This is a genomic window from Amycolatopsis vancoresmycina (assembly GCF_000716785.1).
GTDB lineage: Bacteria > Actinomycetota > Actinomycetes > Mycobacteriales > Pseudonocardiaceae > Amycolatopsis > Amycolatopsis vancoresmycina.
This window is the reverse complement of record NZ_JNYY01000007.1, coordinates 47068-72727: the sequence shown is the minus strand read 5'-3', so window position 1 is coordinate 72727 and position 25660 is coordinate 47068. Positions and strand designations below refer to the sequence as shown.

24 protein-coding genes are annotated in these 25660 nt (G+C 71.4%); 11 read left to right on the top strand and 13 right to left on the bottom strand.

Going from position 1 to position 25660, the window contains the following annotated elements; all coding sequences use genetic code 11:
- Position 1 precedes the first annotated feature (1 nt).
- Positions 2-790 (top strand): DUF8017 domain-containing protein, encoded by a 789-nt coding sequence (locus tag OO60_RS18635; protein WP_003061436.1) that lies wholly within the window; start codon positions 2-4, stop codon positions 788-790.
- Here the strand turns inward: OO60_RS18635 and OO60_RS18630 are convergent.
- Complete coding sequence (locus OO60_RS18630; RefSeq protein WP_003061439.1) at positions 787-4746, bottom strand: NACHT domain-containing protein; 3960 nt, start codon at positions 4744-4746, stop codon at positions 787-789. The two genes, OO60_RS18635 and OO60_RS18630, sit on opposite strands and share 4 nt — an antisense overlap.
- Complete coding sequence (locus OO60_RS45010) at positions 4743-5213, bottom strand: DUF4231 domain-containing protein (RefSeq protein WP_003061441.1); 471 nt, start codon at positions 5211-5213, stop codon at positions 4743-4745. Before OO60_RS45010 ends, OO60_RS18630 begins: the two co-directional genes overlap by 4 nt.
- 76 nt (positions 5214-5289) lie before the next feature.
- Here OO60_RS45010 and OO60_RS18620 point away from each other — a divergent pair, with 76 nt between their 5' ends.
- Complete coding sequence (locus tag OO60_RS18620) at positions 5290-5964, top strand: hypothetical protein (protein ID WP_033261775.1); 675 nt, start codon at positions 5290-5292, stop codon at positions 5962-5964.
- On the opposite strand, the gene OO60_RS18615 is transcribed toward OO60_RS18620, so the two are convergent.
- Together OO60_RS18615 and OO60_RS18610 are read right to left on the bottom strand one after the other, a co-directional pair.
- Positions 5942-8065, bottom strand: a complete 2124-nt coding sequence (locus tag OO60_RS18615) for a bifunctional lysylphosphatidylglycerol flippase/synthetase MprF (RefSeq protein WP_003061445.1) — start codon at positions 8063-8065, stop codon at positions 5942-5944. The two genes, OO60_RS18620 and OO60_RS18615, sit on opposite strands and share 23 nt — an antisense overlap.
- A gap of 110 nt (positions 8066-8175) precedes the next feature.
- Positions 8176-8871 (bottom strand): HAD family hydrolase, encoded by a 696-nt coding sequence (locus OO60_RS18610; RefSeq protein ID WP_003061448.1) that lies wholly within the window; start codon positions 8869-8871, stop codon positions 8176-8178.
- A 105-nt stretch (positions 8872-8976) separates the two neighbouring features.
- Between OO60_RS18610 and OO60_RS18605 the strand changes: the two genes are divergently transcribed.
- Positions 8977-9966: a YhgE/Pip domain-containing protein gene (locus OO60_RS18605; protein ID WP_003061450.1), complete on the top strand. Its 990-nt coding sequence runs from the start codon at positions 8977-8979 to the stop codon at positions 9964-9966.
- Here OO60_RS18605 and OO60_RS18600 read toward each other — a convergent pair.
- From OO60_RS18600 to OO60_RS18575, 6 genes are all read right to left on the bottom strand, one after another.
- Positions 9904-10314 (bottom strand): secondary thiamine-phosphate synthase enzyme YjbQ, encoded by a 411-nt coding sequence (locus tag OO60_RS18600; protein WP_003061453.1) that lies wholly within the window; start codon positions 10312-10314, stop codon positions 9904-9906. The genes OO60_RS18605 and OO60_RS18600 overlap by 63 nt on opposite strands.
- Positions 10315-10330: 16 nt before the next feature.
- Positions 10331-10975, bottom strand: a complete 645-nt coding sequence (locus OO60_RS18595; RefSeq protein ID WP_003061456.1) for a response regulator transcription factor — start codon at positions 10973-10975, stop codon at positions 10331-10333.
- Between the two features lie 9 nt (positions 10976-10984).
- The gene (locus OO60_RS18590; protein WP_033261773.1) at positions 10985-12274 is read right to left on the bottom strand and encodes a sensor histidine kinase; all 1290 of its coding nucleotides are present in this window, start codon (positions 12272-12274) and stop codon (positions 10985-10987) included.
- A 110-nt stretch (positions 12275-12384) separates the two neighbouring features.
- Entirely contained in the window at positions 12385-12585 is a 201-nt protein-coding gene (locus OO60_RS18585) for a hypothetical protein (RefSeq protein WP_004560346.1), read from the bottom strand.
- Positions 12586-12592: 7 nt separating this feature from the next.
- Positions 12593-13699 (bottom strand): fatty acid desaturase family protein, encoded by a 1107-nt coding sequence (locus OO60_RS18580; RefSeq protein WP_004560345.1) that lies wholly within the window; start codon positions 13697-13699, stop codon positions 12593-12595.
- 11 nt (positions 13700-13710) lie between these two features.
- Positions 13711-14778, bottom strand: coding sequence for a ferredoxin reductase (locus tag OO60_RS18575; RefSeq protein WP_004560328.1), 1068 nt, complete (start codon positions 14776-14778; stop codon positions 13711-13713).
- A 93-nt stretch (positions 14779-14871) separates the two neighbouring features.
- Here OO60_RS18575 and OO60_RS18570 point away from each other — a divergent pair, with 93 nt between their 5' ends.
- From OO60_RS18570 to OO60_RS18550, 5 genes are all read left to right on the top strand, one after another.
- Positions 14872-15531: a TetR family transcriptional regulator gene (locus OO60_RS18570; protein WP_004560327.1), complete on the top strand. Its 660-nt coding sequence runs from the start codon at positions 14872-14874 to the stop codon at positions 15529-15531.
- Between the two features lie 123 nt (positions 15532-15654).
- Positions 15655-16767, top strand: coding sequence for a Re/Si-specific NAD(P)(+) transhydrogenase subunit alpha (locus OO60_RS18565; RefSeq protein WP_004560326.1), 1113 nt, complete (start codon positions 15655-15657; stop codon positions 16765-16767).
- A gap of 5 nt (positions 16768-16772) precedes the next feature.
- Positions 16773-17078 carry an NAD(P) transhydrogenase subunit alpha part 2 gene (locus OO60_RS18560; protein WP_033261827.1) on the top strand — a complete coding sequence of 102 codons (306 nt, stop codon included), beginning with the start codon at positions 16773-16775 and terminating at the stop codon, positions 17076-17078.
- Positions 17075-18463, top strand: coding sequence for an NAD(P)(+) transhydrogenase (Re/Si-specific) subunit beta (locus OO60_RS18555; RefSeq protein WP_033261772.1), 1389 nt, complete (start codon positions 17075-17077; stop codon positions 18461-18463). The genes OO60_RS18560 and OO60_RS18555 overlap by 4 nt, the downstream gene beginning before the upstream one ends.
- On the top strand, positions 18460-19191 hold the full coding sequence (locus OO60_RS18550; protein ID WP_033261771.1) for a lipoate--protein ligase family protein: 732 nt from the start codon (positions 18460-18462) through the stop codon (positions 19189-19191). The genes OO60_RS18555 and OO60_RS18550 overlap by 4 nt, the downstream gene beginning before the upstream one ends.
- Before the next feature lie 106 nt (positions 19192-19297).
- On the opposite strand, the gene OO60_RS18545 is transcribed toward OO60_RS18550, so the two are convergent.
- A complete protein-coding gene (locus tag OO60_RS18545) occupies positions 19298-19660 on the bottom strand; it encodes an Lsr2 dimerization domain-containing protein (RefSeq protein WP_033261770.1) in 363 nt (120 codons plus the stop codon).
- A gap of 143 nt (positions 19661-19803) precedes the next feature.
- On the opposite strand from OO60_RS18545, the gene OO60_RS18540 reads away from it, so the two are divergent.
- Positions 19804-21192: a dihydrolipoyl dehydrogenase family protein gene (locus tag OO60_RS18540; RefSeq protein ID WP_033261769.1), complete on the top strand. Its 1389-nt coding sequence runs from the start codon at positions 19804-19806 to the stop codon at positions 21190-21192.
- 3 nt (positions 21193-21195) lie between these two features.
- On the opposite strand, the gene OO60_RS18535 is transcribed toward OO60_RS18540, so the two are convergent.
- Positions 21196-22938 (bottom strand): hypothetical protein, encoded by a 1743-nt coding sequence (locus OO60_RS18535; protein ID WP_004559002.1) that lies wholly within the window; start codon positions 22936-22938, stop codon positions 21196-21198.
- A 270-nt stretch (positions 22939-23208) separates the two neighbouring features.
- Here OO60_RS18535 and OO60_RS18530 point away from each other — a divergent pair, with 270 nt between their 5' ends.
- On the top strand, positions 23209-23712 hold the full coding sequence (locus OO60_RS18530; RefSeq protein ID WP_081656009.1) for a DUF3145 domain-containing protein: 504 nt from the start codon (positions 23209-23211) through the stop codon (positions 23710-23712).
- 32 nt (positions 23713-23744) lie between these two features.
- A complete protein-coding gene (locus OO60_RS18525; RefSeq protein ID WP_004559004.1) occupies positions 23745-24338 on the top strand; it encodes a hypothetical protein in 594 nt (197 codons plus the stop codon).
- Positions 24339-24391: 53 nt separating this feature from the next.
- On the opposite strand, the gene OO60_RS18520 is transcribed toward OO60_RS18525, so the two are convergent.
- On the bottom strand, positions 24392-25636 hold the full coding sequence (locus OO60_RS18520) for a beta-ketoacyl-[acyl-carrier-protein] synthase family protein (protein WP_004559005.1): 1245 nt from the start codon (positions 25634-25636) through the stop codon (positions 24392-24394).
- Between the last annotated feature and the right edge of the window lie 24 nt (positions 25637-25660).

The following is a 25660-nucleotide window of genomic DNA, read 5'->3' as shown; positions in this document are numbered from 1 at the left end:
GATGAGCCGGCGTTCCGAAGACGCGACGCCGGGCTACGAGGACAACGCGGCGCTCCGCGGGTTCGGCGGTTACGAACCCGCGGACGCCCCGCGAGCGAAGCCGAAGCGGATCCGGCCGAAGGCGAAGCCGCTGAAGTGGCGGCGGGCGCCGTGGTTCGGCCTGGTGTTCATCGCCCTGGTCGCGGGCGTGCTGAACGCGCTGGGTGTCGGCAAGCAGCACCCGGCGTCGTCCTCGCCGCCGCCGTCGCCCCTGGTGGCGACGCCGTCACCGCGGGCCGCGGTCCCGGCGGTGGTCGCGGGCTGGCAGGCGGTCGCGGGTCGCGACGGTTCGTACGCCTACGACGTCCCGCCGAACTGGCAGCCGGCACCCGGCACGCAGCACGGCTGGGCCGGCATCAGGCTGATCACGAGCGCATTCCTGGGCAAATGCGGCGGCGCGGGCGTCACCACGGAGCCGCTGGCAGACCTCGACGCGGCGGCCCGCAAGGCAGCGACGGACCTGGCGAAGGGCGCGTACGACGCGGCGCCGGAACTGGGCCCGGCGTCGGACGCGCAGGTCTCCCGGGCCGACGGTACGGCGGTTCCGGCCCGGGTAGTGGTCGCTTCGGTGACCCCGGCGCAGCCGGGGGAGTGCGCGGTCCGGCACGCGCAGGTGGCGGTGCTGGCGTTCGGGGGGAATTCGGGGACGTCCGGTGTGATGGTGGCGTACGCGGGCGAGGGGTCGTCCGCGCAGGGCGAGCTGGAGCGGATCGTGCGGAGCTACCGGTTCGTGCCGGTGGCGAACCGCTAGAGCGGACGGCTTTCGTAGGCTTCGAGATCACCGACGATCCACCCGTGGGTGAATTCCTCTTCGGCGGCCGTCGCGCCGACGACCGAACGGACGAAGAAGTCTTCCTGGGTCACGTCGATGTCGTTGTCGAGCATGGCGATGGAGTCGGGCCAGGCATCGGGGACGTGCTCGGTGAGGATCTGCATCGGCGCGTTGCGCAGGTCGGCGTCGACGCTGGAGCCGGCGAGCTCGAGTTCGGTCTCGGGAGGGAGCTTTTCGACGATGTCGAGGGCTTCGTCGTCGAGGGCGATGCAGTTGGTGAGGTCGACGTGTTCCAGGGCGGTCAGCGGGGTCAGCTCGCCGATGTCGGTGAGGGATGTGCTGCTGCCGAGGGCGATGCTGCGGAGGCCGGTCATGCCGCCGATGCCGTGGAGGCTTTCGATTTCGGAGTCCGGGGCGTCGATGACTTCGAGGTTGGTACAGCCCGCGAAGGTGCTGAGGTCGTTCAGCGGCCAATCGGTGATGCGGAGCCAGCGCAGCGCGGGGAGCGACAATTCCGCGGTTTCCGCGCTCGACAGCTTGAACCCCTCCAGCTCGAGGATCTCGAGTTTGTCGAGGGCGTTGAGTGCGGCCAGGTTGGTAAGTTCGATCGGCCCGGCAGCGCCGATGCGAAGGTCGGTCAAGTTGGGTGCGGCATGGAATTGTGCGCAGTCCAACGGGGCGGCGCCGTTCGCGGTTGCCGCGAATTGCAAATCCAGCGCGGTGATGGTTTCGTTGCGTGGCAATGGGGGGAGAACGGTGGCGTTGATGGACAGAACGGTGCTCACCCAGAGAGTCCGCAAGGCGGGCAAGGCCATCAGGCGGCAGAAGGTCCGGAAGTTGACCACGGACTGAAGGGTCACTTGGGTGACCCGTGTGGTTGCCGCAAGGTCCGGGGAAATCCATCCGTCGCTTTCCGTCAAAACCTGAACCAGGTAGTCGCGGCCGAGTTTTCCGGTGAACGGGATCCGAGCAGCGTCTCGCAGTTCCACCGTGGTCGGCGCATGGAGGCCGGTCAGCACCTGTTCCGCGTACTCCGCCGGCGGAAAGAACGACCAGGCTTCGATCAGGCTCTGCGCGAGTGAGCGGCGGAGCTCCACCGGCAAGTCGATCAGGACCTTCAGTGCCTTCGGGCTGGCGATCCGGCCCAGCGCCTCCACGCAGCGGTCCAAGGTGCGATCGTCATCGGCGGCGCTGGTCAGGAACTGCTCGATCAAGCCGACACTCGTGTCCCCACCGGCGACCAGCTTCAACATCGCGTCGCTGTTCAGCGGCGGCACCAGCGACTCGAGGTACGACTCCAGCCTGCGGGTCACGCTGTAATCCACCCGCAGGCAAGCGTCCACACAGCTCATCACCAGGCTGTATAAATGCTCCTGATGCCGGGACGCCTTTTCCGCCTTGGACAACAGGTTCGCCAGCAAACCGGTGGCCTCGGCGGGGCGAGCCATGCCGACCGCCAACGCGATCACCCCGGCAAACGACGGGTCGCTCGACCGGTACAGCAGCGCCCCGAAATCACCCTGGTTGCTCATCCACCGCGCAGCCAAAAACTCCAGGAACGTCCGGTGCGCGAAATCGATCACCCCCGGCGCCGGTTCGCGCAGGATCGACCGCTCGACCAGATCCTGCAACGCTTCTTCCGCCGTGATCGCGTCCTCGCGTAACAACCGGAGCGTCTGGCCGACGTGGCTGAGCGCCTTCTCCTTCGCGATCTCCGAATGGTCGTTCCGGATCAGCCACTGCGCCAGGTCTTCCAGCAACGCAAGCCGTTCCTGCGGCCCCAGCGGGGAAATCGCGAGATTCCGCTCGGTATCCCGGCGGCCCGCCAGCATCACCAGCGCCGTCTCATACAGCTCAAGCCGTCGCCGCGGCAGGCTGCTGAAGCCTTTTCGCGCATACGCCAGCGCGCACAACACCGCGCACAGCAACGGTGTGCGGGCCAAATCCAGCAACGCCGGGCTGTTCAGGATGTGCTCGGCCACGAGCTTCCCCTTGGCCCGGTGGCTTTCCTGCTGCTCCTTCGGCAACGAACCGCTTGTCGACACGTGCCACTGCCGCACCAGGGCTGAAATCTGGTCCGGGCCCATCGGGTCCAGTTGCGCCGCCGCGAACCGGGTCAGCTTCAGGCCCGGGTGGCTCAGCGCCGCCGGGCGGCCGCTGATGATGAACACGTTGTCCGGGAACGTCGCCAGGAGGTCGTCCAGCCAGGTCTGGACCGCCGGGCGGCGGGAGATCGGGAGCTCGTCGAGGCCGTCGATCAGGAGGATCGCCCGGCCCGCGACGAGCAAGTCCGTGCACCAGCGCGGCGGCTTGCGCGCGCTCAGGCTCGACGCCACCTCGTCGGTGAGCTCCTCCACCTCCGGCAGCGGCCGCTCGACATACCGGCGGAGGCGCACCGCCAACGGAACCTTGCCCTTCCACGCCTCCAGCTGCGGCGGCAGCTGCGCCCGGGCCGCCGAGACCGCGATCCACTGCAGCAACGTCGTCTTGCCCGACCCCGCCTCCCCGATCAGCACCAGGGGATTCGCCGCCGCCAGGACGTTCACCACGTCGTTGCGGCGGCCGCCCGACCACGTGTGGTCGTCGTCCCACTGGCCGCTGGCCGCCGACAGGGCCACGAACGCCGGGGTCAGGGCGTACCGCTCCACCGAACGGGCCAGGTCGATGCCCAGGATCTCCAGGTGGTCCAGGCGGTTGCTGATCGCGCGCAGGTAGTCCGTCGTGTACGCCGCCGCCGAGAGCTGGTCGTCGACCGCCTCGTCGCGGGCGCGCTGCCGGCGGGGGACGCTGTTCAGCGCCGTTTCCAGGGCCTTCGGGAGGTCCGCCTCCCGCTCGAGCGCGCCGGACAGCGCGTCGCGGCGCAGGTCGGGGACGCCCAGGTACGCCCCGACCAGGAACGCCGTGACGTCGGACAGGAAGTAGCCCTCGGCCGGGGACCTAGCCTCGCCGAGCAGCGGCCGGAGGGTCGCCGCTTCGGCCGCGTGTGCCTGGCCGGCCGGCGCCAGGCCGGACACGACCTGCCGGAAGAACCCCGTGTCGTCGATGCCGTAGGCGCCGGCCGCTCGCTCGAGGTGCTCCAGCAGCACTTCCTCGAGGTCTTCGAGCAGCCGCTCCGCCTTCCGCTTCTCCTTGCGGTCGCGGCCCAGCGCCGGGATCTCGTCGCGGGACGGCCACCGGTGCAGCCGCAGCAACGCCGACAACAGGGCGCCGGCGACGTCCTCCAGGGAATACGTCGTCTGGTCGACCGCGTCGAGCAGGGCGAACGCGAACTCGGCGGCGTGGCGCGCGGCGACCTCCTGCCCGCCCGCGCGATCGGCCTCCGCTTTGCCGGACAGCAGGTCGCTGATCCCGCGGATCACGCCGATCGAGACGCCCGACCGGGCCGAAGCCGCCTTGACGAACCCCAGCCCTTCCTGTTCCACCGCCACCACCTGGCTGTAGTGGCGCCGGATGACGTCCGCGGTGGGGGCCTCGGCGTCCGCCAAGACCTTGCCGCCCGCGGCGATCGGCTCGACGACGACCGCGAAACCGGTCAGCTGGTGGCGCAGGTACCGGGCGGCCTGCACGAGGTCGTAGGAGGCGGAACCGACCTGGCCGCGGGGCAGGAAGACGTCGGCGCCCTCCTTGCCGTACTCGTAGCCGTGGACCTCGGTGGCGAACACGACGTCGCCGAGCGAGACGTCCTTGACGCCGCCCGCCACGCCGACGAAGAGCGCGACGTCGGGGGAGAAGTGCTGCAGCGCGCGCTCGGTCGAATAGCTCGCCTCTTCGTTGCCGCGGCCGATCTCCGCGACGGCCACCTGCCAGACACCCGACGTCCCGACGAGGTACCGGCTGCCCTGGGCGTGCGTTTGCCAGACCGCACCGGCCAGCCGCTCGGCGACCGCCGTGAACTCGACCGGCAGGGCGGTGAGGACGACCGCCGTCCGGGTCATTCCTTCGAATCCGCGCCGGAGGGTGCGCGCAGGCGGTCCCAGTTCTTGCTGTCGCGCTCGATGGCCCGGTTCAGCTCGCCGTAGATCCGTTCGACGTCCTGCTTCAGCGCTTCCGGCGACGGGTTTTTGCTCGTGCAGTAGCGCAGTTCCCGCGAAATGCTCTCCAGGTCGCGGACGGTCTGCGTCCGCAGTATCCACAGCTCACGGTGGGAGAAGAACGCGTCCGCCGCCGCGAGCACGGTGATCAGCGCACCCAGCCCGAGGGCGATGTTCGCGAACAGATTCGTGTAGCCGTCGAGGTTCCGCAGGCCGAGCAGGACGCTGATCGACGCGGACAACAGGACGGTCGACAACCGCAGCGCGAACGCTTTCCGTTTGTCGCGCTTGCGGCGCTTCGTGTACCGGTGCAGCTGCTGGTCGAGTTCGGAGCGCAGGAAAGCAAGCTCGCCGGTGGGCTCATCGGACACGACGACGAATGTAGCACCGGGGGCCCGGGCGTTTTGCCGCTTCCGCCGGACGCCCGGATTCGGCAGGCTGCGGTGCATGAGCGGGGATGAGGAGAAACGGCTCGCCCGCGTGCGGGCCGTCGCGTTCGGGGTGCTGGGCGTGGGGGGGTTCGTGCTGCTCTTCGGGCCGTTGCTGGCGAAGGCCGGGATTTGGCTCGTCAAGCCGCGGAACCCGGACTGGTGGGGTGCCTCCGGGCAGTGGGCCGGCGGCATCGGCACGATCGCGGCCGTCGTGGTCGCGTTGTGGATCGCCATCCGCGACGGCCGGCTCGCGCGCGCGGACCGGCGGGACCGCGACCTGCGCGAACGGCAGGAACAGGCCGCGAAGGTCACGGCGTGGGTCGAGTACGTCGGCGACCACGGCTGCATGGTCGTGTCCAACGCGAACGCCGAGGCGATCAACCACGTCGTCGTCTCGTTCGACCTCGTGCACCACCTGCCGATGACCGGCTCCACCCTGCACCGCGGGCCGGACATCGAGGACGACGAATACCTCTACGCCATCCTGCCGCCCGGGAAGTGGCGGATGCCGATCCGCGCGGAGTGGCGGCGCCCGGACCTGACCCCCGGGGTGATGCTCGCCTTCACCGACTCGCGCAACGGCCACTGGCTCCGCCTGACCGACGGCCGCCTGATCCCGAAGGACCAGAACGTCGTCAGCAGGCGGAAGATCCGCTTCCCGCAGCGGATCAGCGTGCCCGAGAGCTACTGACCAGCTTCGCCAGCTGCCGCAGCCGGACGTCCGGCAGGTAGGCCCGGCTCAGCGCCAGCCCGATCCGCGGAAGGTCGGCTTCGTCGCGGAAAGCCAGGTACAGCGGGACGTGCCGCGGCTGGAACTTCGCCTTGAACGCGTGCAGGGAACGGAATCCGTAGTACGGCTCCATCACGCGGCCCAGCGACTCCAGCACCCGGTCCACCGGCCGCGCCGGGAAGCCGGTGCTGCGGGCCAGCGGCGCGCCCGACAGCGAGACGAACCGGGCGCCTTCCTCGCGGAAGGCCAGGCACGCCGACGCGATGAGGAACTCCATCACCGGGCGGAAGCCGTGGGCGCTGCGGCGCATGACGTCCAGCGTCCAGCCGCCGATCGTGCCGGCGCCGGTGTGGACCGGCAGCCACGACGTCACGCCGTGGACCGTGCCCTCCGCGTCGACCGCCAGGCCGACCCGGGTGGCCGGGTCCATCGCCTCGTCGAGGCCGCCGAGGGTGAACCCCATCTCCGGCATGGCCTTGCCGGACATCCACTCCTCCGACAGCGCCCGGACCTGGGCGAGGATCGGCTCGGGCTGGTCGGCCAGGCGGACCAGCCGGAACTCGATGTCCTGCTTGGCCGCCTTGTTCAGCGCCGAGCGGACGTCCTGCCACGCCTTACCGCGGAACTCGAGGCCGTCGAGGTCGAGCACGTTGTCCTCGGCGACCTGGACGTGCTGCCAGCCCAGCTCGCGCGTCGCCGCGACGGTGGCTTCCGTCGCCGAGAACACGCACGGCACCAGACCGGAGTTCTCGCACATCGTGGCGAACTCGGTGACCGTGGCCGCCGCGGTGCCGTCCGGCGCGATCGGGTCGCCGAGCGCGACCGCGACCCCGGCGTGCCGCCGGTAGGCGAGGTAGGACCGGCCGTCCTCGCGGACGAAGTAGGTGTTGCGCGGCCAGGTCGTCATCCACGACAGCGTGCTGCCGCCGTGGTGCCCCAGCAGCGTGCGGGCCAGCGCCGGCCCCGGACCCTGGGCGTGGCGCCGCAGCCGGCGCCGGGACGGCACGCGGAAGGCGTGCCGCGCGGCGATCAGGACGGCCAGCTCGACCGTCCACAGCAGATTGTCCACGAAGAACAGCGGCAGCCCGGAGGTGTCGTAGTCGCCGCCGAAGACGTCGGCCAGCCCGACGAGCGTGGCGACGGCGAGCCCCTGCAGCGTCACGAAGGCCGACAAGCCGACGGCCCAGCGCCAGGCGACGCGGCCGCCCTTGCGCAGCCCGTTGAGCATCGGCACCACGAGCAGGACCAGGACGCCCAGCTCCGGCGCCGACAGCGAGACCCCTTCGGCGGAGCCGAACGGGCCGTCGCCGGGCACCAGGAACATCACGATCTCGGCGATGGTGAGCAGCAGCAGGCCGGCGACCGCCAGCACCCGCCACTCCCGCAGGTCGGGGCCCGCCGGGTCACCCGCCCGCCGCGCGCCCACCAGGCGCTTGCCGAGCGGGAGCGCCAGCAGCAGCGCGAAGAAGTGCACGAGGTCGGCCAGCGTTCCGACGTAGACGATCGCGACCCCGGCGTACACGCAGAGCCCGGCCCGCAGCCGCAGCGCCCACGGCGGCCGCAGCGTCGCGCTGGCGACCGCCACCGCGGCGAGCGCGCCGCCGGAGAACCCGACGTCGAGGCTGCCCGCGACCCGCTCGGCCCACAGCCAGCCCGAGTTGCGGGACAGCGCCAGGAACTGCGTCGCGACGAGCACCGAGGCGAACTGGCCGCCGATGGTCACGGCCATCGCGCGGCGCGTCCCCAGCTGCCACTCGGCGAAGCCGGCGAAGAGCACGAAGCTGCCGACCATCGGGAGGTAGTACCACGGGATGACGGCGAAGAACGGCCCGGTGAGCATCGTCCACCACCGGCCCGCCTCCAGCGACGGCAGGCCGTAGGCGACGAACGGGAAGGCCGCGCGGTCTTCGGCGGCGTTCCAGAGCGCCCCGGTCGCGACGGCCAGCAGCAGCATCGCCAGCGTGACGCTGCTGGTGAACGGCAGCCGCCGGCTCAGCACCGCGACCGTGCCGCGGATCCGTCCCCCTCCGGCGGGCTTGGCCGCCGCCTCTGTTTCGGTCATGCGGAAGAGTCTCGCGGGCCGCGCCGCCCGGGACATCAGGCAAGGGAACGAGTTTTCCCCTAGGGGTGTCGTACTTTCGGCTGAGGGATGTCCCCCTCCGAAGGACGATCTCAGCCGAGGACGGCGCGCCGGACGGCGTCGGTGTCGGTCAGGTCCGGCAACACGGTGTGGGCGCCCTCCGCCAGCAGTTCCTCGGCGCTGTAGTGGCCGGTGGCCACGGCGACGGACACCGCGCCGTTGTCCACCGCGGCCCGGACGTCGTTCGGCGTGTCGCCGATGACGACCACCGCGTCGGCGCCGAACTCGGTGCCGTGCTTGGCCGCGGCCAGGCCCATCGCGTGCGGGACCAGGTCCGGGCGGTGCACCGAGAGCGTGCCGTAGCCGCCGATCTCCAGGTCGAGGTGCTCGTCGAGGCCGAACGCGGCGAGCTTGTGCCGCGAGATCTCCGGCAGGTTGCCGGTGACGAGCGTCTGGACGACGGCACCGTCGGCGGCGAACGCGGTCAGCGCCTCGGCCGCGCCCGGTAGCGCGCGGGCCGTCTCCGTGAAGGTGTGCTGGTGGCGTTCGGACTCCGCCACCAAAGCCTTGAACAGGGCCTGGATGGTCTCTTCCGCGGCTTCGAAGCCGTTCGCGGTGAGCAGGTCGGTCGTCGTGGCGCGTTCGGTCCGGCCGCCGAACACCGGGCGCACCCGCAGGGTCGCCCCGGTCGCGGCGGTGAACGCGGTCCCGTACCAGGTCGAACCCAGTTCGGTGAAGTCCACGAGCGTGTGGTCGATGTCCCAGAGCACCAGGCGCTTCTTCGTCACGGGTCCGAGGCTACCGGTGCCACTATTCAACACGTGTTGACTTCCGGGAGGCCGGGTCGTACCTTGGGGCGTAATTCAACATGCGAAGAATAAATGGAGGCAGTGATGACCCGTCCCGTCGGGGCACTCGCCCTGGTCGCCGCCGTGGCCGGCGCCCTGGTGGCGGTGGTGCTCGGATTCCTCACCTTCGGCGCGCAGGCCACCGTCGCGCCGGACGGCGTCCCGGTCGCCGTGGCCGCGCCGCCGGAGATCGCGCAGCGCGTCGCCGCCCACGGCGGCGGCCAGCTGGCCTGGACCGTCGCGACCCCGGCCGAAGCGCGGCGGCTGCTGGAGGACAAGAAGGTCTACGGCGTGCTGGAACTCGCCCCGGGGGCGGCCACGGTCGTGACGTCGGGGGCGGTCAACCCGGCCGGCACCCAGGTCGCGCAGCAGGCGCTGACCGGCGCCGCGACCGCACTGGCCGGCCCGCCGAAGCAGGAGGTGCTGCACCCGGTGAGCCTCGCGGGCCGGGTCGCTCCGCTGGCCGCGAGCGCGCTGGCCTGGATCGGCGCCCTCATCGCGGGCTTGGCACTGACCCAGCTCGCTCGGCGGACCGGCCGCATGATCGGGGCCGGTGCACGGTTCCTGCAGGTCGTCGGCGCCGGCGTGCTGATCACGGCGGTGGTGGCCGGGTTCTTCGCGCTCTGGGACTCGGCGTTGCCGCTGACCGCGGACGTCCTCGGCTTCGTCTTCCTCGCCGCCACGGCGTTCGCGGCGCTGCAGGCGGGGCTGCTGCGGCTGCTCGGGCTGCGGGCGATGGCCGTCCTGGCGCCGCTGTACCTGGTCGCGCCCGCGGTGGCCGGGCAGGTGCCGGAGCTGCTGAACCCGGCCTACCGCGCGCTGCTGTGGTCGTGGACGCCGTTCCGGTTCTCGGCGGAGGGGCTGCGCAGCCTGCTGCAGGGCGTGCCGGGCGCACCCGACGTCACGACCGCCCTGTGGGTGCTCGGCGCCCTGCTCGCCGCCGGCCTGCTGGTGACGCTGTGGCCGGGCCGGTCAGCCCGCCAGGAGGCTGAAGCGCACCTTGCGGACGGGGTTGTCGAGGTTGGTGTCCACTAGGCAGACCGACTGCCAGGTGCCCAGCGCCAGCACGCCGCCGAGCACCGGGATCGTCGCGTAGGGCGGCACCAGCGCCGGGAGCACGTGGTCGCGGCCGTGACCCGGGCTCCCGTGCCGGTGCCGCCAGCGGCCGTCGCGGGGGAGGAGCTCGTCGAGCGCGGCCAGCAGGTCTTCGTCGCTGCCGGCGCCGGTCTCCAGGATGGCCAGCCCGGCGGTGGCGTGCGGGACCCAGACGTGCAGCAGCCCGTCGGTCGCGTCGGCGTCGCGGAGGAAGGCTTCGGCCTCGTGGGTGAGGTCGTGGACGACGGCGCCGGTGCCGGTGCGGACCTCGATCTCGGTGGAGTACATGCGTCCCAGCCTAGGCTCAGGTTTCGAGGTAGCGCAGCACCGCGAGCACCCGGCGATTGTCCCCTTCGGACGGTGGCAGGCCCAGCTTGCCGAAGATCGACGTCACGTACTTCTCCACGGATCCGGCCGACAGGAACAGCTTCGCGGCGATCGCGGAGTTCGACCGGCCCTCCGCCATCAGGCCCAGCACCTCGCGTTCGCGCGGGGTGAGGCCGCCGAGGGCGTCGGTCCGCCGCGTCGCCGAGAAGAGCTGGCTGACGACTTCGGGGTCGAGCACGGTTTCGCCGTCCGAGACCCGGCGGAGCGCGTCGAGGAAGTCCGACACCTCGGCGACGCGGTCCTTCAGCAGGTAGCCGACGCCGCCCGCGCGGTCGGCCAGCAGCTGGGCCGCGTACTTCGTCTCGACGTACTGGGAGAACAGCAGCACCGCGCAGCCCGGCAGCTCGCGCCGCAGGGCGATCGCCGCCCGCAGGCCCTCGTCGGTGTGCGTCGGCGGCATCCGGATGTCCACAATGGACACATCGGGGGTGTGGCCTTCGACCGCGGCCCGCAGCGCTTCGGCGTCCTTCACCGCGGCGACGACCTCGTGGCCGCGGAAGGTCAGCAGCTCGACGAGCCCCTGGCGCAGGATGGTGGAGTCCTCCGCGATGACGATCCGCATGCCGCGACCCTAGCGGGACAGCGGCACCCGCGCGGTCACTTCGGTCGGACCGCCCGGCGGGCTGGCGACGGTCAGCTCGCCGTCGACCGTCCGCAGCCGTTCGGCGACGCCGGCCAGCCCGCCGCCCGGGACGAGCCGGGCGCCGCCACGGCCGCCGTCGGACACCCGCAGCCACAGGACGTCCCGCTCCTCGGTGACCTGGACGAGCGTCGTCCCACCGTGCTTGGCGGCGTTCGCGAGCAGCTCGGCGGCGCTGAAGTAGACGATGGTTTCGAGCGACGGCGGCGGCCGCCGCGGCAGGTCCACCGCGACCCGCGCGTCGATCCCGCTGGTGGCGACCAGCGTCGCGAGGGCGACGTCGAGACCCGCGTCCAGCGCGGCGGGGTGGATGCCGCGGGCGAGGTCCCGCAGCTCGGTCAACGCCTGCTTCGCGTTCGCGTGCGCCGCCGTGACCAGCGCTTTCACCTCGGGGAGGTCGACGTCGGCCAGCTCGTCCTTGGCCAGCCCGAGCTTCATGGCCAGCGCGACGAGCTGGGCCTGCGCCCCGTCGTGCAGGTCCCGTTCGATCCGCCGCAGCCGCAGAGCGGCGTCCTCGACGGCGGTCGCCCGGCTCGCCTCGAGGTCCCGCACCCGTTCGGACAGCACCCGTTCCCCGAGCAGGCCGACGACCAGCAGCCGATCGAGCGCGACGAAGGCGTGCGTCACCCACGGGAGGGCGATGAGGACCAGCAGCCCGGACGCGGACCAGGCCAGGGCGCCCGGCCAGTGGTCGGCGCGGATGCCGAAGGTCGGGAGCTCGCGTTCGCCCAGGGGGAACCAGACGAAGGCGAAGCTGGTGGCGGCGAGGCCGTAGAGGGTCGCGGAGATGACGGTGAACAGCCCGGCGAAGGTGATGGGGAGGCGCAGGAGGAGGTACCCGGCGGCGCGCCAGCCGGCGGCGTCGCCGACGCGCGCCTTCACCCAGCTCCAGAGCCCGGGCTTGAGTTCGGGGCGGCCGGGGGCCGGGACGCTGACGCCGAGGAGGGCTTTCGCGAGCGTCCGGTGGGCGGCGCCGAGCCCGCGGGCGTAGAAGATGGCGCCGGCGAGGACGAGGAAGCCGAGGAGGACGGGGGTCAGCCAGAGGCCGACGGCCAGGATGGCGAGGAAGCTGAGCAGCGAGAAGACGGTGAGCGGGCCGGCGAGGCACAGCCAGAGGTATTCGGCCCAGAAGTCGCGCGCGGCCACGGGGCCGAGGATGCGGCGGAGGGGGTGGGGGCTGGTCACCGGTTCAGTTTCGCCCGGCCGGGGCGGTGGGCCCATCCGGTTTTCCCCCGGACCCGGGCCCGGGAACCCGCGCGGGGACGACGTCGCGAATGACTCATTCGGGACCTCGGACGTCCCGAATGAGTCATTCGCGGCACGCGTCGGAGTCAGGGCGTGTCCGGGTCGTCCTCCCGGGCCCGCTGCGCCGCTTCGCGCATCTCGATGACGTCGGTGAGCCAGTCGCCCGTCTCCCTCGCGACGTCGCGGATCGCTCCCGTGATGATCGAGACGATGTTGCCGACGTGCGTCGCCGCTGATTCGGTGATCACCTGCAGGGTGTCCTTCTCTCGTTCGAACTGGCCCACCATGTCACCCTCACGCTGCTCGGAGCTGCCGGTCGGGTTCCACGGTAGTCGGCGACGGCGTCGAAGGGAGGGCGAGCTTCACGATCTTCTTCGCCACCGACCAGAGCTGCTTGCGCAGCGGTCCTGTGTGGTACGGCAGGCCGTACTTCTCGCAGATCGCGCGCACCTCGCCCGCGATCTGCGGGTAGCGGCGCGCCGGGATGTCCGGGAACAGGTGGTGCTCGATCTGGTGGGACAGGTTGCCGCTCAGGATGTGGAACAGGGGGCCGCCGCTGATGTTCGCCGAACCCAGGATCTGGCGCAGGTACCACTGGCCGCGGGACTCCGACGCCGTCTCCTCCTCGGTGAAGCTCTCGACGTCCGCCGGGAAGTGGCCGCAGAAGATGATCGCGAACGCCCACAGGTTGCGGGTCAGGTTCGCCGTCGCGTTGCCCAGGAACGTCAGCGGCGCCAGCGGGCCCGTCAGCAGCGGGAACAGCACGTAGTCCTTGCCGACCTGCCGGGACGCCTTCCGCACGATCTTCCGCAGCACCGGCACGTTGTCGGCCCAGGTGCGCGAGCCGTTGACGACGTTCTCGACCTCGAGGTCGTGCAGCATGACGCCCCACTGGAAGAAGATCGCCAGCAGCGTCGCGTACACCGGGTTGCCCAGGTAGTACGGGTGCCAGTTCTGGGCCTTGTCCATCCGCAGGATGCCGTAGCCGACGTCGCGGTCCTTGTCGACGATGTTCGTGTACGTGTGGTGGATGTAGTTGTGCGAGTGCCGCCAGTTCTCCGCCGGCGCCACCGTGTCCCACTCGAACCGCTGGGAGCTCAGCGCCGGGTCGCGCGTCCAGTCGTACTGGCCGTGCATCACGTTGTGGCCGATCTCCATGTTGTCCAGGATCTTGGCCAGCGACAACGCACCGACGCCGGCGAGCCACGCAGGCGGGAAGAACCCGGCGAACAGCAGCGCCCGCCCGGCGACCTCCAGGCCGCGCTGCGTCTTGATGATGTTGTGGATGTAATCGACGTCTTCCTGGCCCAGGTCGTCGACGATCCGCTGCCGCAGCGCGTCGAGCTCGCGGCCGAACTCCTCGACCTGTTCCGGGGTCAGGCGGTCCTGCAGACCGGTCATGACATTCTCCTCTAAGCGTCGATCTCGACGTCCCCGACCGGGACGGAGATGCAGAGCTGGATTTCTTCGTCTTCGTCGCCGGAAACCTCGCCGGTGCGCGCGTTGCGGACGCGCCCGGCCGTCTTCAGCTGGGTGCACGAGAAGCAGATGCCCATCCGGCAGCCGTGCTCCGGCGACAGCCCGGCCTCCTCGGCCTGCTCCAGCAACGGCTTGCCCGAGTTGGCGCACTCGCGGCCGCTGCGCTTGAAGCGCACCTGGCCCTCCGCGTTCGCCGTGTCGAAGGTCAACGCCGGCGGCGTGAACTCCTCGGTGTGCACGCGTTCACCCAAGTGCTCGCGCACCGCGTCCATCAGCGGCTGGGGGCCGCAGACGAACGCCTCCGCGTCGCGGAACCAGGGCGCGACCCGCGAAAGGTGCTCCGGCGAGAAGAACCCGTTCAGGTCGCCACCCTTCGAGTGGGTGTAGGCGTGCACGACCCGCAGCCCCGGGTGCCGGGCGGCGAGCTCGGCCAGTTCCGTGCGGTACAGCGCGTCGGCCGGGCCGTTCGAGTACTGCACGAACACGATCTCGCCGGGGTGCCGCTCGTCGGCCAGGGTGCGGGCCATCGCGAGCACCGGCGTGATCCCGCTGCCGCCCGCGATCAGCAGGACGCGGTCCGGGCGCTCGGCGGGCAGGGTGAAGCCACCGTCCGGAGTGGACAGATTGACGACCGAGCCGACGCCGATCGTGCGGTTCAGGTGCCCGGAGACCAGGCCCTGCTCCTTGACTGTGAACTCCAGCTCGCCGTCGTACTGCGAACCGCACGGCGAATAGCAGCGGGTGCGCCGGACGCCGTCGATCTCCACCTGCAGGCGGACGTACTGGCCGGCGGTGAAGCCCGGCCACGCGCGGCTGGGCCGCACGGTGAGCGTGACGCTGTCGGGCGTCTGCTTGCGCACCGCCGTGACCAGCCCGCGGATCTCGCGGCGGACCAGCATCGGGTCGACGAGCTCCAGGTACCGGTCCATCCCGTGCGGCGTCAGCAGCGCCTCGGCCAGCGAGGCGAGACCGCGCACCCGCCGGGGGATGAGCGCCGTCATCGGGAACCTCCTCGATTACAGTGAACGACTGTACACTCAACAGTGCACTGCAGGAGTGGACAGCCTGTCAACGCGAGACCCCGAGGATGTGACGTGAGCAACGCGGTGGACACCCGTACGCTGGAAGACGTGTCCGAACCACTGACGCCGGTGAGCCGCCAGGAGCGCAAACTGCGCACCCGCCAGGCGTTGCTGGACACCGCCCTCGAACTGCTGGCCGACCGCCCGTTCGCCACGCTCTCCCTGCGCGAGGTCGCGAAGGGTGCCGGCATCGTCCCGACGGCGTTCTACCGGCACTTCGCCTCGATGGAGGAACTCGGCGTCGCGCTCGTCGAAGAGACCACGCGCACGCTGCGCGGCATGATGCGCTCCGCCCGCACCGATCCCGACACCTACCAGGGGATGATCAGCGCCTCGGTGGCCACGGTGCACCAGTTCGTCCGGGCGAACGAGGACCACTTCCGGTTCCTGACCCGCGAGCGCTACGGCGGCGGCCCGCTCGCCCGCGCGATCGGCGTCGAGCTGCGGCTGTTCTCCGGCGACCTCGCGATCGACCTCGCCCGGTTCGCGCCGCTGCGCTCGTGGAGCACCGAAGACCTGCACATGCTGGCCGACTTGATCGTTTCCGTGATGCTGACGACCATTGTCGAACTGCTGGAAGCCCGCCCTGGTGACGACGCGAAAATCACCGGAACGGCGGAAAAACGGCTGCGTCTCGTGCTGCTCGGCGTGCCGCACTGGAAATCGGCCTGAACGTTTCCCGCACGACGTTCGTATTTCCCGGCACAACCGGGAGACTTGCGACTCACGTCACTGGGGACTGTCGGTCCGGCGTGGTACAACCCTCGGATCGTGCCTCGCCGATGAGGAGGTCGTGTGACGGACAGCGAACAGAGTCAGCAGCTCACCGTGGGTGTGGTGGCCGAGTCACGCCCCGGGGAGCGGCGGGTGGCCCTGGTGCCCAAACTGGTCGGGCGGCTCGTGCAGCGCGGGCTGCGCGTCGTCGTCGAGCCGGGCGCCGGGGCCGGTGCGCACCTGAGTGACGACGCGTACACCCAAGCGGGCGCCGAACTCGGCGACGCCTGGGGCGCGCCGATCGTCGTGAAGGTCAACCCGCCTTCGCCGGGGGAAGTCGCGAAACTGAGCCGGGGCGCCGTGCTCGTCGGCTTCCTCGATCCGCGCGGAAACCCGGACGGGCTCGCGAAGCTCGAAGAAGCGGGCCTGCGCGCGTTCGCGATGGAGGCGATCCCGCGGATTTCGCGGGCCCAGGCGATGGACGCGCTGTCGTCGCAGGCCAGCATCGGCGGCTACCGCGCCGTGCTGCTCGCGGCGCAGAAGCTCCCGCGGTTCTTCCCGATGCTCACCACCGCGGCCGGCACCGTCCCGCCGGCGAAGGTGCTGGTGCTCGGCGCCGGTGTCGCCGGCCTGCAGGCGCTGGCCACGGCGAAACGGCTCGGCGCGCAGACCACCGGCTACGACGTGCGGCCCGAGGTCGCCGAGCAGGTCAAGTCGCTCGGCGCGCAGTTCCTCGACCTCGGCATCGAGGCGGTCGGCGAAGGCGGGTACGCCCGCGAGCTGACGCCGGAGGAGCGCGAGGAGCAGCAGCGGCGGCTCACCGAAGCCATCACGAAGTTCGACGTCGTGATCACCACCGCGCTCGTGCCGGGCCGCAAGGCACCGACGCTGGTCACCGCGGACGCCGTCAAGGGCATGCCCGCCGGGTCGGTCGTGGTCGACCTCGCGGGCGAGACCGGCGGCAACTGCGAGCTGACCAGGCCGGGCGAGGACGTCGTGGAGCACGACGTCACCATCTCCTCCCCGCTCAACCTGCCCGCCGAAATGCCTTCGCACGCCAGCGAGCTGTACGCCCGCAACGTCGTCGAGCTGCTGGAGCTGCTCGTGACGAAGGAAGGCGCGCTGGAGCTGAACTTCGAAGACGAGATCGTCGCCGGTGCCTGCGTGGCCGGGCGCGAAGGGAGCCCGTCGTGAGTCCCCTGGTGCAGAACCTCGCGGTGCTCGTGCTCGCCGGGTTCGTCGGCTTCGCCGTCATCTCGAAGGTGCCCAACACGCTGCACACCCCGCTGATGTCGGGCACCAACGCCATCCACGGCATCGTGCTGCTGGGCGGCCTGGTCGTGCTCGGCCTCGGCGTCGACGGCGTGTTCAACAAGATCCTGCTGGTGATCGCGATCGCCTTCGGCACGATCAACGTCGTCGGCGGCTTCCTGGTCACCGACCGGATGCTCTCGATGTTCAAGGCCAAGAAGCCCGCTCCGGCCGATGAGGAGGAGACGAAGTGACCGACTTCATCGCGATCCTCTACATCATCGCGTTCGCCCTCTTCATCTACGGCCTGATGGGCCTCACCGGCCCGCGCACCGCCGTCCGCGGCAACTGGATCGCCGCGGTGGGCATGGGCATCGCCGTCATCGCCACCCTGCTCACCCCCGGGATGGGCAACTGGGTGCTGATCGCGCTCGGCGTCGGGATCGGCGTGGTCGTCGGCGTCCCGTCGGCGCGCAAGGTCAAGATGACCGCGATGCCGCAGATGGTGGCGCTGTTCAACGGCGTCGGCGGCGGCGCGGTCGCGCTCATCGCGTGGGTCGAGTTCAACCACACCGACGGCTACGCGCACGAGCCGCTCTACATCTCGATCGCGTCCCTGTTCGCCGCGATCATCGGCTCGATCTCGTTCTGGGGCTCGAACGTCGCCTTCGGCAAGCTCCAGGAGCTGATCAGCGGGCGCCCGATCACCCTCGGCAAGCTGCAGCAGCCGGTCAACCTGCTGCTCCTGGCGATCGCGGTCGTGTGCGCGGTGCTCATCATCACCGGCGGCGACAGCGAGCTGCTGATCATCGGGCTGCTCGTCGCGGCGGGCATCCTCGGCCTCACCGTGGTGCTGCCGATCGGCGGCGCGGACATGCCCGTGGTGATCTCCCTGCTCAACGCCTTCACCGGGCTGTCGGCGGCGGCGATGGGCCTGGCGCTGGACAACACGGCGCTGATCGTGGCCGGCATGATCGTCGGCGCGTCCGGTTCGATCCTGACCAACCTGATGGCCAAGGCGATGAACCGGTCCATCCCGGCGATCATCGCGGGCGGCTTCGGCGGCGGCCCGGCGGTGGCGGCCGGCGCCGGGACGAAGGAAGCCCGCCCGGTGCGTTCGACCAGCGCGGCCGACACGGCGATCCAGATGGCCTACGCCAGCAAGGTCGTCGTCGTGCCGGGCTACGGCATGGCTGTGGCGCAGGCGCAGCACACCGTCCGCGAGATGGCGAAGCTGCTGGAGAAGAAGGGCATTACGGTCGCGTACGCGATCCACCCGGTCGCGGGCCGCATGCCCGGGCACATGAACGTGCTGCTCGCCGAGGCCGACGTGCCGTACGAGCAGCTCAAGGAGATGGACGAGATCAACTCCGAGTTCGCCCAGACCGACGTCGCGCTGGTGATCGGCGCGAACGACGTCACGAACCCGGCCGCGCAGACCGACCCGAGCTCGCCGATCTACGGGATGCCGATCCTGAAGGTCAACGAGAGCCGGTCCGTGATCGTCTTGAAACGCGGGATGAGCTCGGGCTTCGCCGGCATCGACAACGACCTGTTCTACGATCCGAAGACCAGCATGCTCTTCGGGGACGCCAAGTCGTCGGTGGGCGAGATCGTGGAGGAACTCAAGGCGCTATGACGACCGGGTCGGATGTTCGTGCGGCGTTCACGGATCCGGCCGAGAATCTCGCTTTCGACGAAGCGCTCCTCCGGGTTGCGCCCGGGTCACCCGTGCTGTGGCTCTGGCGCAACCCGGTTTGCGTCGTGGTGGGCCGCGGTCAGCGGATCGCGCGCGAAGTGCGTGTCGAGGAGTGCGCCCGCGACGGCGTCCCGGTGCTGCGGCGGGCCAGCGGCGGCGGCACGGTGTTCCACGACCCGGGCAACCTGAACGTCACCCTGGTCCTGCCCGGCCCGGCCGACCGGCCGCTGGAAGCGCTGGGCCAGGTGATGAGCGCCGCCGTCGACCAGCTCGGGCTGGTGCCGCGGATCGGCGACCGCGGGCTGTTCGTCGGCGACGCGAAGCTGTGCGGGTTCGCCGTGTTCCGGACCAAGACCGGCCTGCTGGCCCACTCGACGCTGCTGGTCGAGACGTCGGCCGGGCTCGTCGGCCGCTACCTGACCAGCGCGCCGCCGGACCCGCGGCCGCTGGACTCGCACCGCAGCCCGGTGGCGTCGCTGGCCGAGCACGGCCTGCGGCCCGGGTTCCCGGCGGTCGAGGCGGCCGTGCGGGCGGCGGCGTCGCAGCGGCTCGGGACGCTGGTGCCCCGGCCGCCGTCCGCGGCCGAGCTGGCGCGGCAGCGGGCGTTGCTGCACACCCGCTACCACTACCCCTCCTGGCACGCCGACGGCGCCCAGCGCGCGGCCTGAGCCATCCGGCCCGGGCCCTCTACCGCGGCTGGTCGTGAGTGGTAAGGAGGGTTCTAACTCGCCTTACCACTCACGACACCCGGGGCGCGCTCTGTCTACTGTGGACTTATTCGGCTGCCGAGAAGGTGACGGTCGGCACCTTGCGCGCGGCCGCCCTTGTGGTGCTCTTCGGCTCTGCGGCCTTCTTGGTGCGCGTGGTCTTCGCCGGTGCGGGCTTGGCGGGCGCGGCCTTGGGCTTCGCGGCCGGCGGGGTCTTCTTCGCGCCGGGGACGATTCGCGGGCGGTTCTTGCGGCCGCCGGTGCGGCGCCCGGCGTCGGCGTAGCGCTGCAGGAGCGCGCGCAGCGCTTCGGCGTTGGCGAACGAGAGGTCGATGTCGTAGTCGATGCCGTCCAGCCCGAACCCGACGGTCTCCGCCGCGGGATCGCCGGTCAGATCATCCAGCACCTGTACCGCCGTGTTCCTGGCCACGACAAACCTCCCGTGCTCGAACGTGTGATGTGTTCGCGCGCACCGGGCCGCGACGGCACCGGTGCCGCCGACAACTTGCAGCTTCCTGACGGAGGATAGCCGCTGGCTTGCGTGATCCCGCGTCGTGGTGTGCGCTGAACCCCATGGCTGGAGAGACTTTTGACGTAGTGGTGATCGGCGCGGGTCCGGTGGGGGAGGTGGCCGCCGAACGAGCGGCTCGCGGAGGCCTCAAGGTCGCCCTCGTCGAGCACGAACGCTTCGGCGGCGAGTGCTCCTACTGGGCCTGCATCCCGAGCAAGGCGTTGCTGCGGCCGGGAAATCTCCTCGCCGCGGCGAAGCGCATGCCCGGCGTGCCGGTCGGCGACCGGATCGACCCGGCGGCGGTGTTCGCGCGCCGTGACTGGTTCACCGGCAAGGGTGACGACTCGGGGCAGGTCGACTGGGCGCGCGGCGTGGGCATCGAGCCCGTCCGCGGGCACGGCGAGATCACCGGCGAGCGGGAGGTGACCGTCGGCGGCGACCGCGTGCTGACCGCGCGGCACGCGGTGATCGTCTGCACCGGCAGCGTGCCCAGCACCCCGCCGATCCCGGGGCTCGACTCGATCCGGCCGTGGGGTTCCCGGGAAGCGACGTCGGCGTCCTCGGTGCCGGCGCGGCTCGGCGTCCTCGGCGGCGGCGTGGTCGGCGTCGAGATGGCGCAGGCGTTCGCGTCGCTCGGCTCGGAGGTGCACCTGGTGATCACCGGCGAGCGGCCATTGCCGCGCACCGCCGCGTTCGCCGGCGACCTCGTCCTGCACGGGCTGCGCGAAGCGGGCGTCTACGTGCACACGGAGTCGGGCGTCTCGCAGGTGGCCGCCGGGCAGTTCGGGACCGAGCTGACGCTGAAGGACGGCTCCGCGCTCGTCGTCGACGAGTTCCTGGTGGCGACCGGCCGCCGCCCGGCGACCAGCGGGCTCGAGCGCTTCGGCATCGAGCCCGGGCAGCCCCTGGAGGTCGACGACACCGGCCGCGTGTCCGCAGTGGACGGTGACTGGCTGTTCGCGGCGGGTGACGTCACCGGCCGGGCTCCGCTGACCCACCAGGGCAAGTACGGTGCCCGCGCGGCGGGGGACACGGTCGCGGCGCTGGCGGCGGGTAAGCCGGTCTCGACGGACGCGTGGAGCCCGTTCACGGCGACGGCCGACCACCACGCGGTGCCGCAGGTGGTGTTCACCGACCCGGAGGTGGCGGCGGTCGGCCTGGCGGACGCGCGCCCGGGCTCGGCGGACCGCGTCGTCGACATCGACATCGCGGTGGCCGGCTCGTCCCTGCACGCGGACGGCTACACGGGCAAGGCCCGGATGGTCGTCGACACGAAGCGGAACGTGCTCCTGGGTGTGACGTTCGTCGGCCAGGACGTCTCGGAGCTGCTGCATTCGGCGACGATCGCCATCGTCGGCGAGGTGCCACTGGACCGGCTGTGGCACGCGGTGCCGTCGTTCCCGACGATCAGCGAGGTGTGGTTGCGCCTGCTGGAGGCGTACGGGCTCTGAGGGTCACTGGGCGGGCAGGTCGAGGGCGGCCTTCGCGGCCCTGACCAGGCCGGGATCGTCCGCAGTGGACGGTCCCGGCGCCCACACGGCCTGCACGACCCGGACGGAGCTGCCGTCGAGCTTGCTGGCGTAGGCGGCGTTCTCGAACCGCGGGGCGGGGGTGGCGCCCCACTGGCCGGTCTCGGAGGCGAGATCGAGGATGCCCCCGCCGCCGGGGGTGTCGGCAACGGCCTTGAAGGCGGCGGCCTGCGCGGCATCGGGAAAGGCGACGATCCCGACGGTGACCGCCCCGCCGCGGCCGTCGATGGTGGCGGCGTAGCTGGCGCGTTGCACGCCTGAGCAGCTGGTTTGCTGCAGGCTGGCCTGGGCGTCCCCGAAGGCGTGCGACGCGCAGCCCTGGTCCCCACCGGCGGCGCGGAGCGCGAACTGGAGGCTCGGCTTGGGAGCGGCACTGCGCGCGGTGGAGGGCGGCGGCGCGGGGGTATGGGAGGGGGCGGGCGAAGCGGCGGTGCCGTTTCCAGTGGTGGCGACGACGATCGCGGCCACGGCGAGCAGGACGAGCACGGCGATGGCACCGAGGGGAACCCACCGGACGGTCCGCGAGCTCGCGGCGGCGGGCGCGGGTTCGGGCCGCGGCCGGGGGTAGGGGGAGGGCTTGGGTGAGCCGGCCGACGGCAGCGGTGGCCGGGGCGCGGCGGTCGGGGCTTTCAGGGGTGTGGCTTCGGACGGCGGGCCGGATTCCGTGGCGGATGGCTCTGCTGCTGCGGTAAGGCACGGGGTTTCGGGCGCGCTCGCGGGTTCGGCCGGCTCCGGGTCACCCGGCGGGGTGGACTGCGGCAGTGTTCCGATGCCGGGGAACACGGGCAGCGCCGAATCAGCTACCGAATCCGGCTGATCCTCGGCGGCCGGTGTCACAACACCGGTGCGCTCGGCTTCCGGCGGCAGCACTTCGGTGCGTTCAGGCTCAGCCTCGGCAGCAGGGGCGGGGTCCTCGGCAACGACAGGCTCAGCAGCGGCCGGTGTCTCGGTCCGCCAGTCACTCAACCCGCCCGAAGCAGCACCAACCGCACCACCGGCGACCGGAGCCCCAGCCGGCTCGCTCGGCTCATCGTCCCAAAGGGACTCCGGCGGCGAGTCGTCCGTCAACCGGCTGAAGCCTTCGCCCAGCAGCACCTCGTCCGAAAACTCCGGTGCCGACGGGGCCAGTCCCTTGATCAGCGCCCGGACCTGGTCCACCGACCGGGGCCGGTGCGCCGTGGCCAGTGACACCGTGGCCGCCAGCATCGTCGTCGGCGTCGGGTGCAGGACGCGGACCGGGCCCGCCAGGTCGCCCGCCGGCTGGTCGACCGTCTCCACGTACGGTCCCACCGCGATGATCGTGCCCACCGGGGCCGTTCCCGGGACCAGGGACGCGATTCGCCGTTCGCACGCCTGGGACAGGTCCAGGGCCTCCGTGGCCGGGTTGACCGCTTCGTCGTCCGTGACCAGGGGCCAGCCGTCGGCCTTCCACGGTGCTCCCAGCGGGGCCTCCAGCCGCAGGGCCGGGTCCGGCAGGTCCACGCCGATGACGATGATCACCCCGTGGGGCAGCAGGACCACCGCCTCGATCGGGCGCTCCGTCACCGAGCCGACACCGATCAACGCGATGCCGCCGATCACGGTGCTGCCGCGGCCCAGGGACGCCAGTGCCGCCCGGACGTCGTCGGCGACCCGGGACTGCTGCCGCTCCAGGCGCACCAGTCGCACCGAAAGCCCCTTTCCGCTCGTCGTTCCGGGTCAACACGCTAGCGCGCCCAGCGCAACGAACCGCGCGACACGGGGACGGCACGGCGCGGTGCCCTCCGAAAGTGGGGCGGTGGGTGACTTGTGGTGTTCATGTGGCCAAACGGCACGGTTGGGGTGCAGAATGTGCTACAACGCATCGGAGGCGGCATTCGGGAGTCGCGCTGAAGCCGTTCCGCAGCTCGAGTCAGGGCGTAGGGGAAGACGTCCCTCGTCGAGCAAGCGGAGGTAGCAGTGAGCACCCGTGGCAGCACCCGAGGTGTGGTGTACGTCCACTCGTCGCCGTCTGCGGTGTGTCCGCACGTCGAGTGGGCCATTTCGGGCACCCTGGGTGCCCGCGTTGACCTGAAGTGGACGGCGCAGCCGGCCAGTCCGGGTCAGCTTCGCGCCGAATGCGGTTGGCGCGCGCCCGCGGGCACCGGCGCCAAACTGGCGTCCGCCCTCAAGGCGTGGCCGATGATTCGGTTCGAGGTGACCGAAGAGCCCAGCGCGGGCGTCGACGGCGAACGGTTCTGCTTCGCGCCCGGCCTGGGCCTGTGGCACGGCCGGACCAGCGCCAACGGCGACATCGTGGTGGGCGAAGACCAGCTGCGCGCCCTCGTCGGCATGACGCGCGGCGGCGAATCGCTGGCGCACAAGCTCGACGAACTCCTCGCCGCGAGCTGGGACGAGGCGCTCGAGCCCTACCGCCACGCCGGCGACGGCGCGCCGGTGACCTGGCTGCACCAGGTCGGCTGAGCCCGGGGACGGGGGCCGGTACGCTCTTCGGGGTGACCACCCCCGCCCCCGGCTCCCGCCAGCGCTGGCTGGTGCCCGTCGTGGTCGTCGTGCTGTCGGTGACCGTCGGCGGCGGCCTGCTCGCGCGCGAGCTCTACCGCCGGCCCGACCAGCCCGCCGACGACACCTCGGTGGCGGTGCCGCCGCCGTCTTCGGCCAGCAGCGGCGCGCCGGGCGCGGCCGGGGAAGTCGGGATGACCGACGACGCGCGAGCGCACCCGCAGGCCGACGCCGTCCGCCGGGTGCTGCAGAAGTACTTCGAGGCCATCAACACCAAGCAGTACCCGCTGTGGACCGACGTGGTCACCGACGAGCGGGCCGCCACCCAGTCGCAGAGCGACTGGAAGAAGGGCGTTCGCACCACAAAGGACAGCGACGCCCTCGTCTACCGGATCGAGCGCTCGTCGGGGAACTCGCTGCGCGTCCTGGTCGGGTTCACCAGCAAGCAGGCCATCGAGGACGCCCCGCTGTTCTTCCGCGAGCCCTGCATCAAGTGGCGGCTCGTCATGCCGCTGGTGGTCGAGGACAAGGCCCTGAAGGTCGCCGCCGTGGACGGCGGGCCGCCGCCCGAACACGAAAAGTGCTGAACGCGACAGAAGGGCCCGGCCGAAGCCGGGCCCTTCTGTCGTTTTCCGAAAACTCAGACCGTGAACAGCAGTGCGGTGTTGTGGCCGCCGAAGCCGAACGAGTTGCTGATCGCCGCGGTCAGCTCGACCTTGCGCGGCTCGCCCGCGACGACGTCCAGCTGCACCCGCGGGTCCAGGTCGGTCAGGTTCCGGGTGGCCGGCACGAGGCCGTGGTACAGCGACAGGATCGTGATGATCCCCTCGACCGCGCCGGCACCGCCGACGAGGTGGCCGAGCGAGCCCTTGGGCGCCGTCACGACCACGTGTTCCCCGACCGCGTTGCGGATCGCCGCCGCCTCGCCGATGTCACCGACCACAGTGGACGTCGCGTGCGCGTTCACGTGCCCGACGTCCGCGGCGGTCACCCCGGCCATCTTCATCGCCGCGCGCATCGCCGCGATCTGGCCGACGCCCTCCGGGTGGTTGCCCGTGATGTGGTAGGCGTCCGAGGTGATGCCGTGCCCGGCGATCGTCGCGTAGACGCGCGCCCCACGGGCCTTCGCCTGGTCCGCGCGCTCCAGGATGACCACGCCGGCGCCCTCGCCGAGGACGAACCCGTCGCGGCTGGAGTCGAACGGCCGCGACGCGCTCGCCGGGTCGTCGTTGCGCGTGGAGACCGTGCGGGCCTGGGCGAACCCGGCCAGCGTGATCGGGTGGATGCACGCTTCGGCGCCCCCCGCGATCACGACGTCGGCGCGCCCGGAGCGGATCATCTCCACCCCGCTGGCGATGCCCTCGGCGCCCGAGGCGCAGGCCGAGGCCGGGGAGTGCACCCCGGCCCGCGCCTTGAGGTCGATGCCCACGTGCGCGGCCGGGCCGTTCGGCATCAGCATCGGCACGGTCAGCGGCGACACCTTGCGGAGACCCTGCTGGTGCAACAGGTCGTTCTGGGTGAGCAGGGTGACGGGCCCGCCGATGCCGGTGCCGATCGACACGCCGAGGCGGTCCGGGTCCACATCGGTGTGCTCGTCGGTCGGCTCGGTGTACCCGGCGTCGGCCCACGCCTGCCGGGCCGCGATCAGCGCGACCTGCTCGCAGCGGTCCATCCGGCGGGCCTGGACCCGCGGCAGGACATCGGTCGGCTCGACGGCCAGCTGACCGCCGATCTTGACCGGCAGCTGCAGCTCCTCGACCCAGTCGGCCTCGATCGCGCGAACCCCGCTCGCCCCGGCCAGCAGACCGTCCCAGGTGGACGTGACGTCCCCGCCGAGCGGTGTGGTGGCGCCGAGACCGGTGATCACGACGTCGAAGTTGCTCATTCGAGTCTCCTCAAGGAGGGAAGA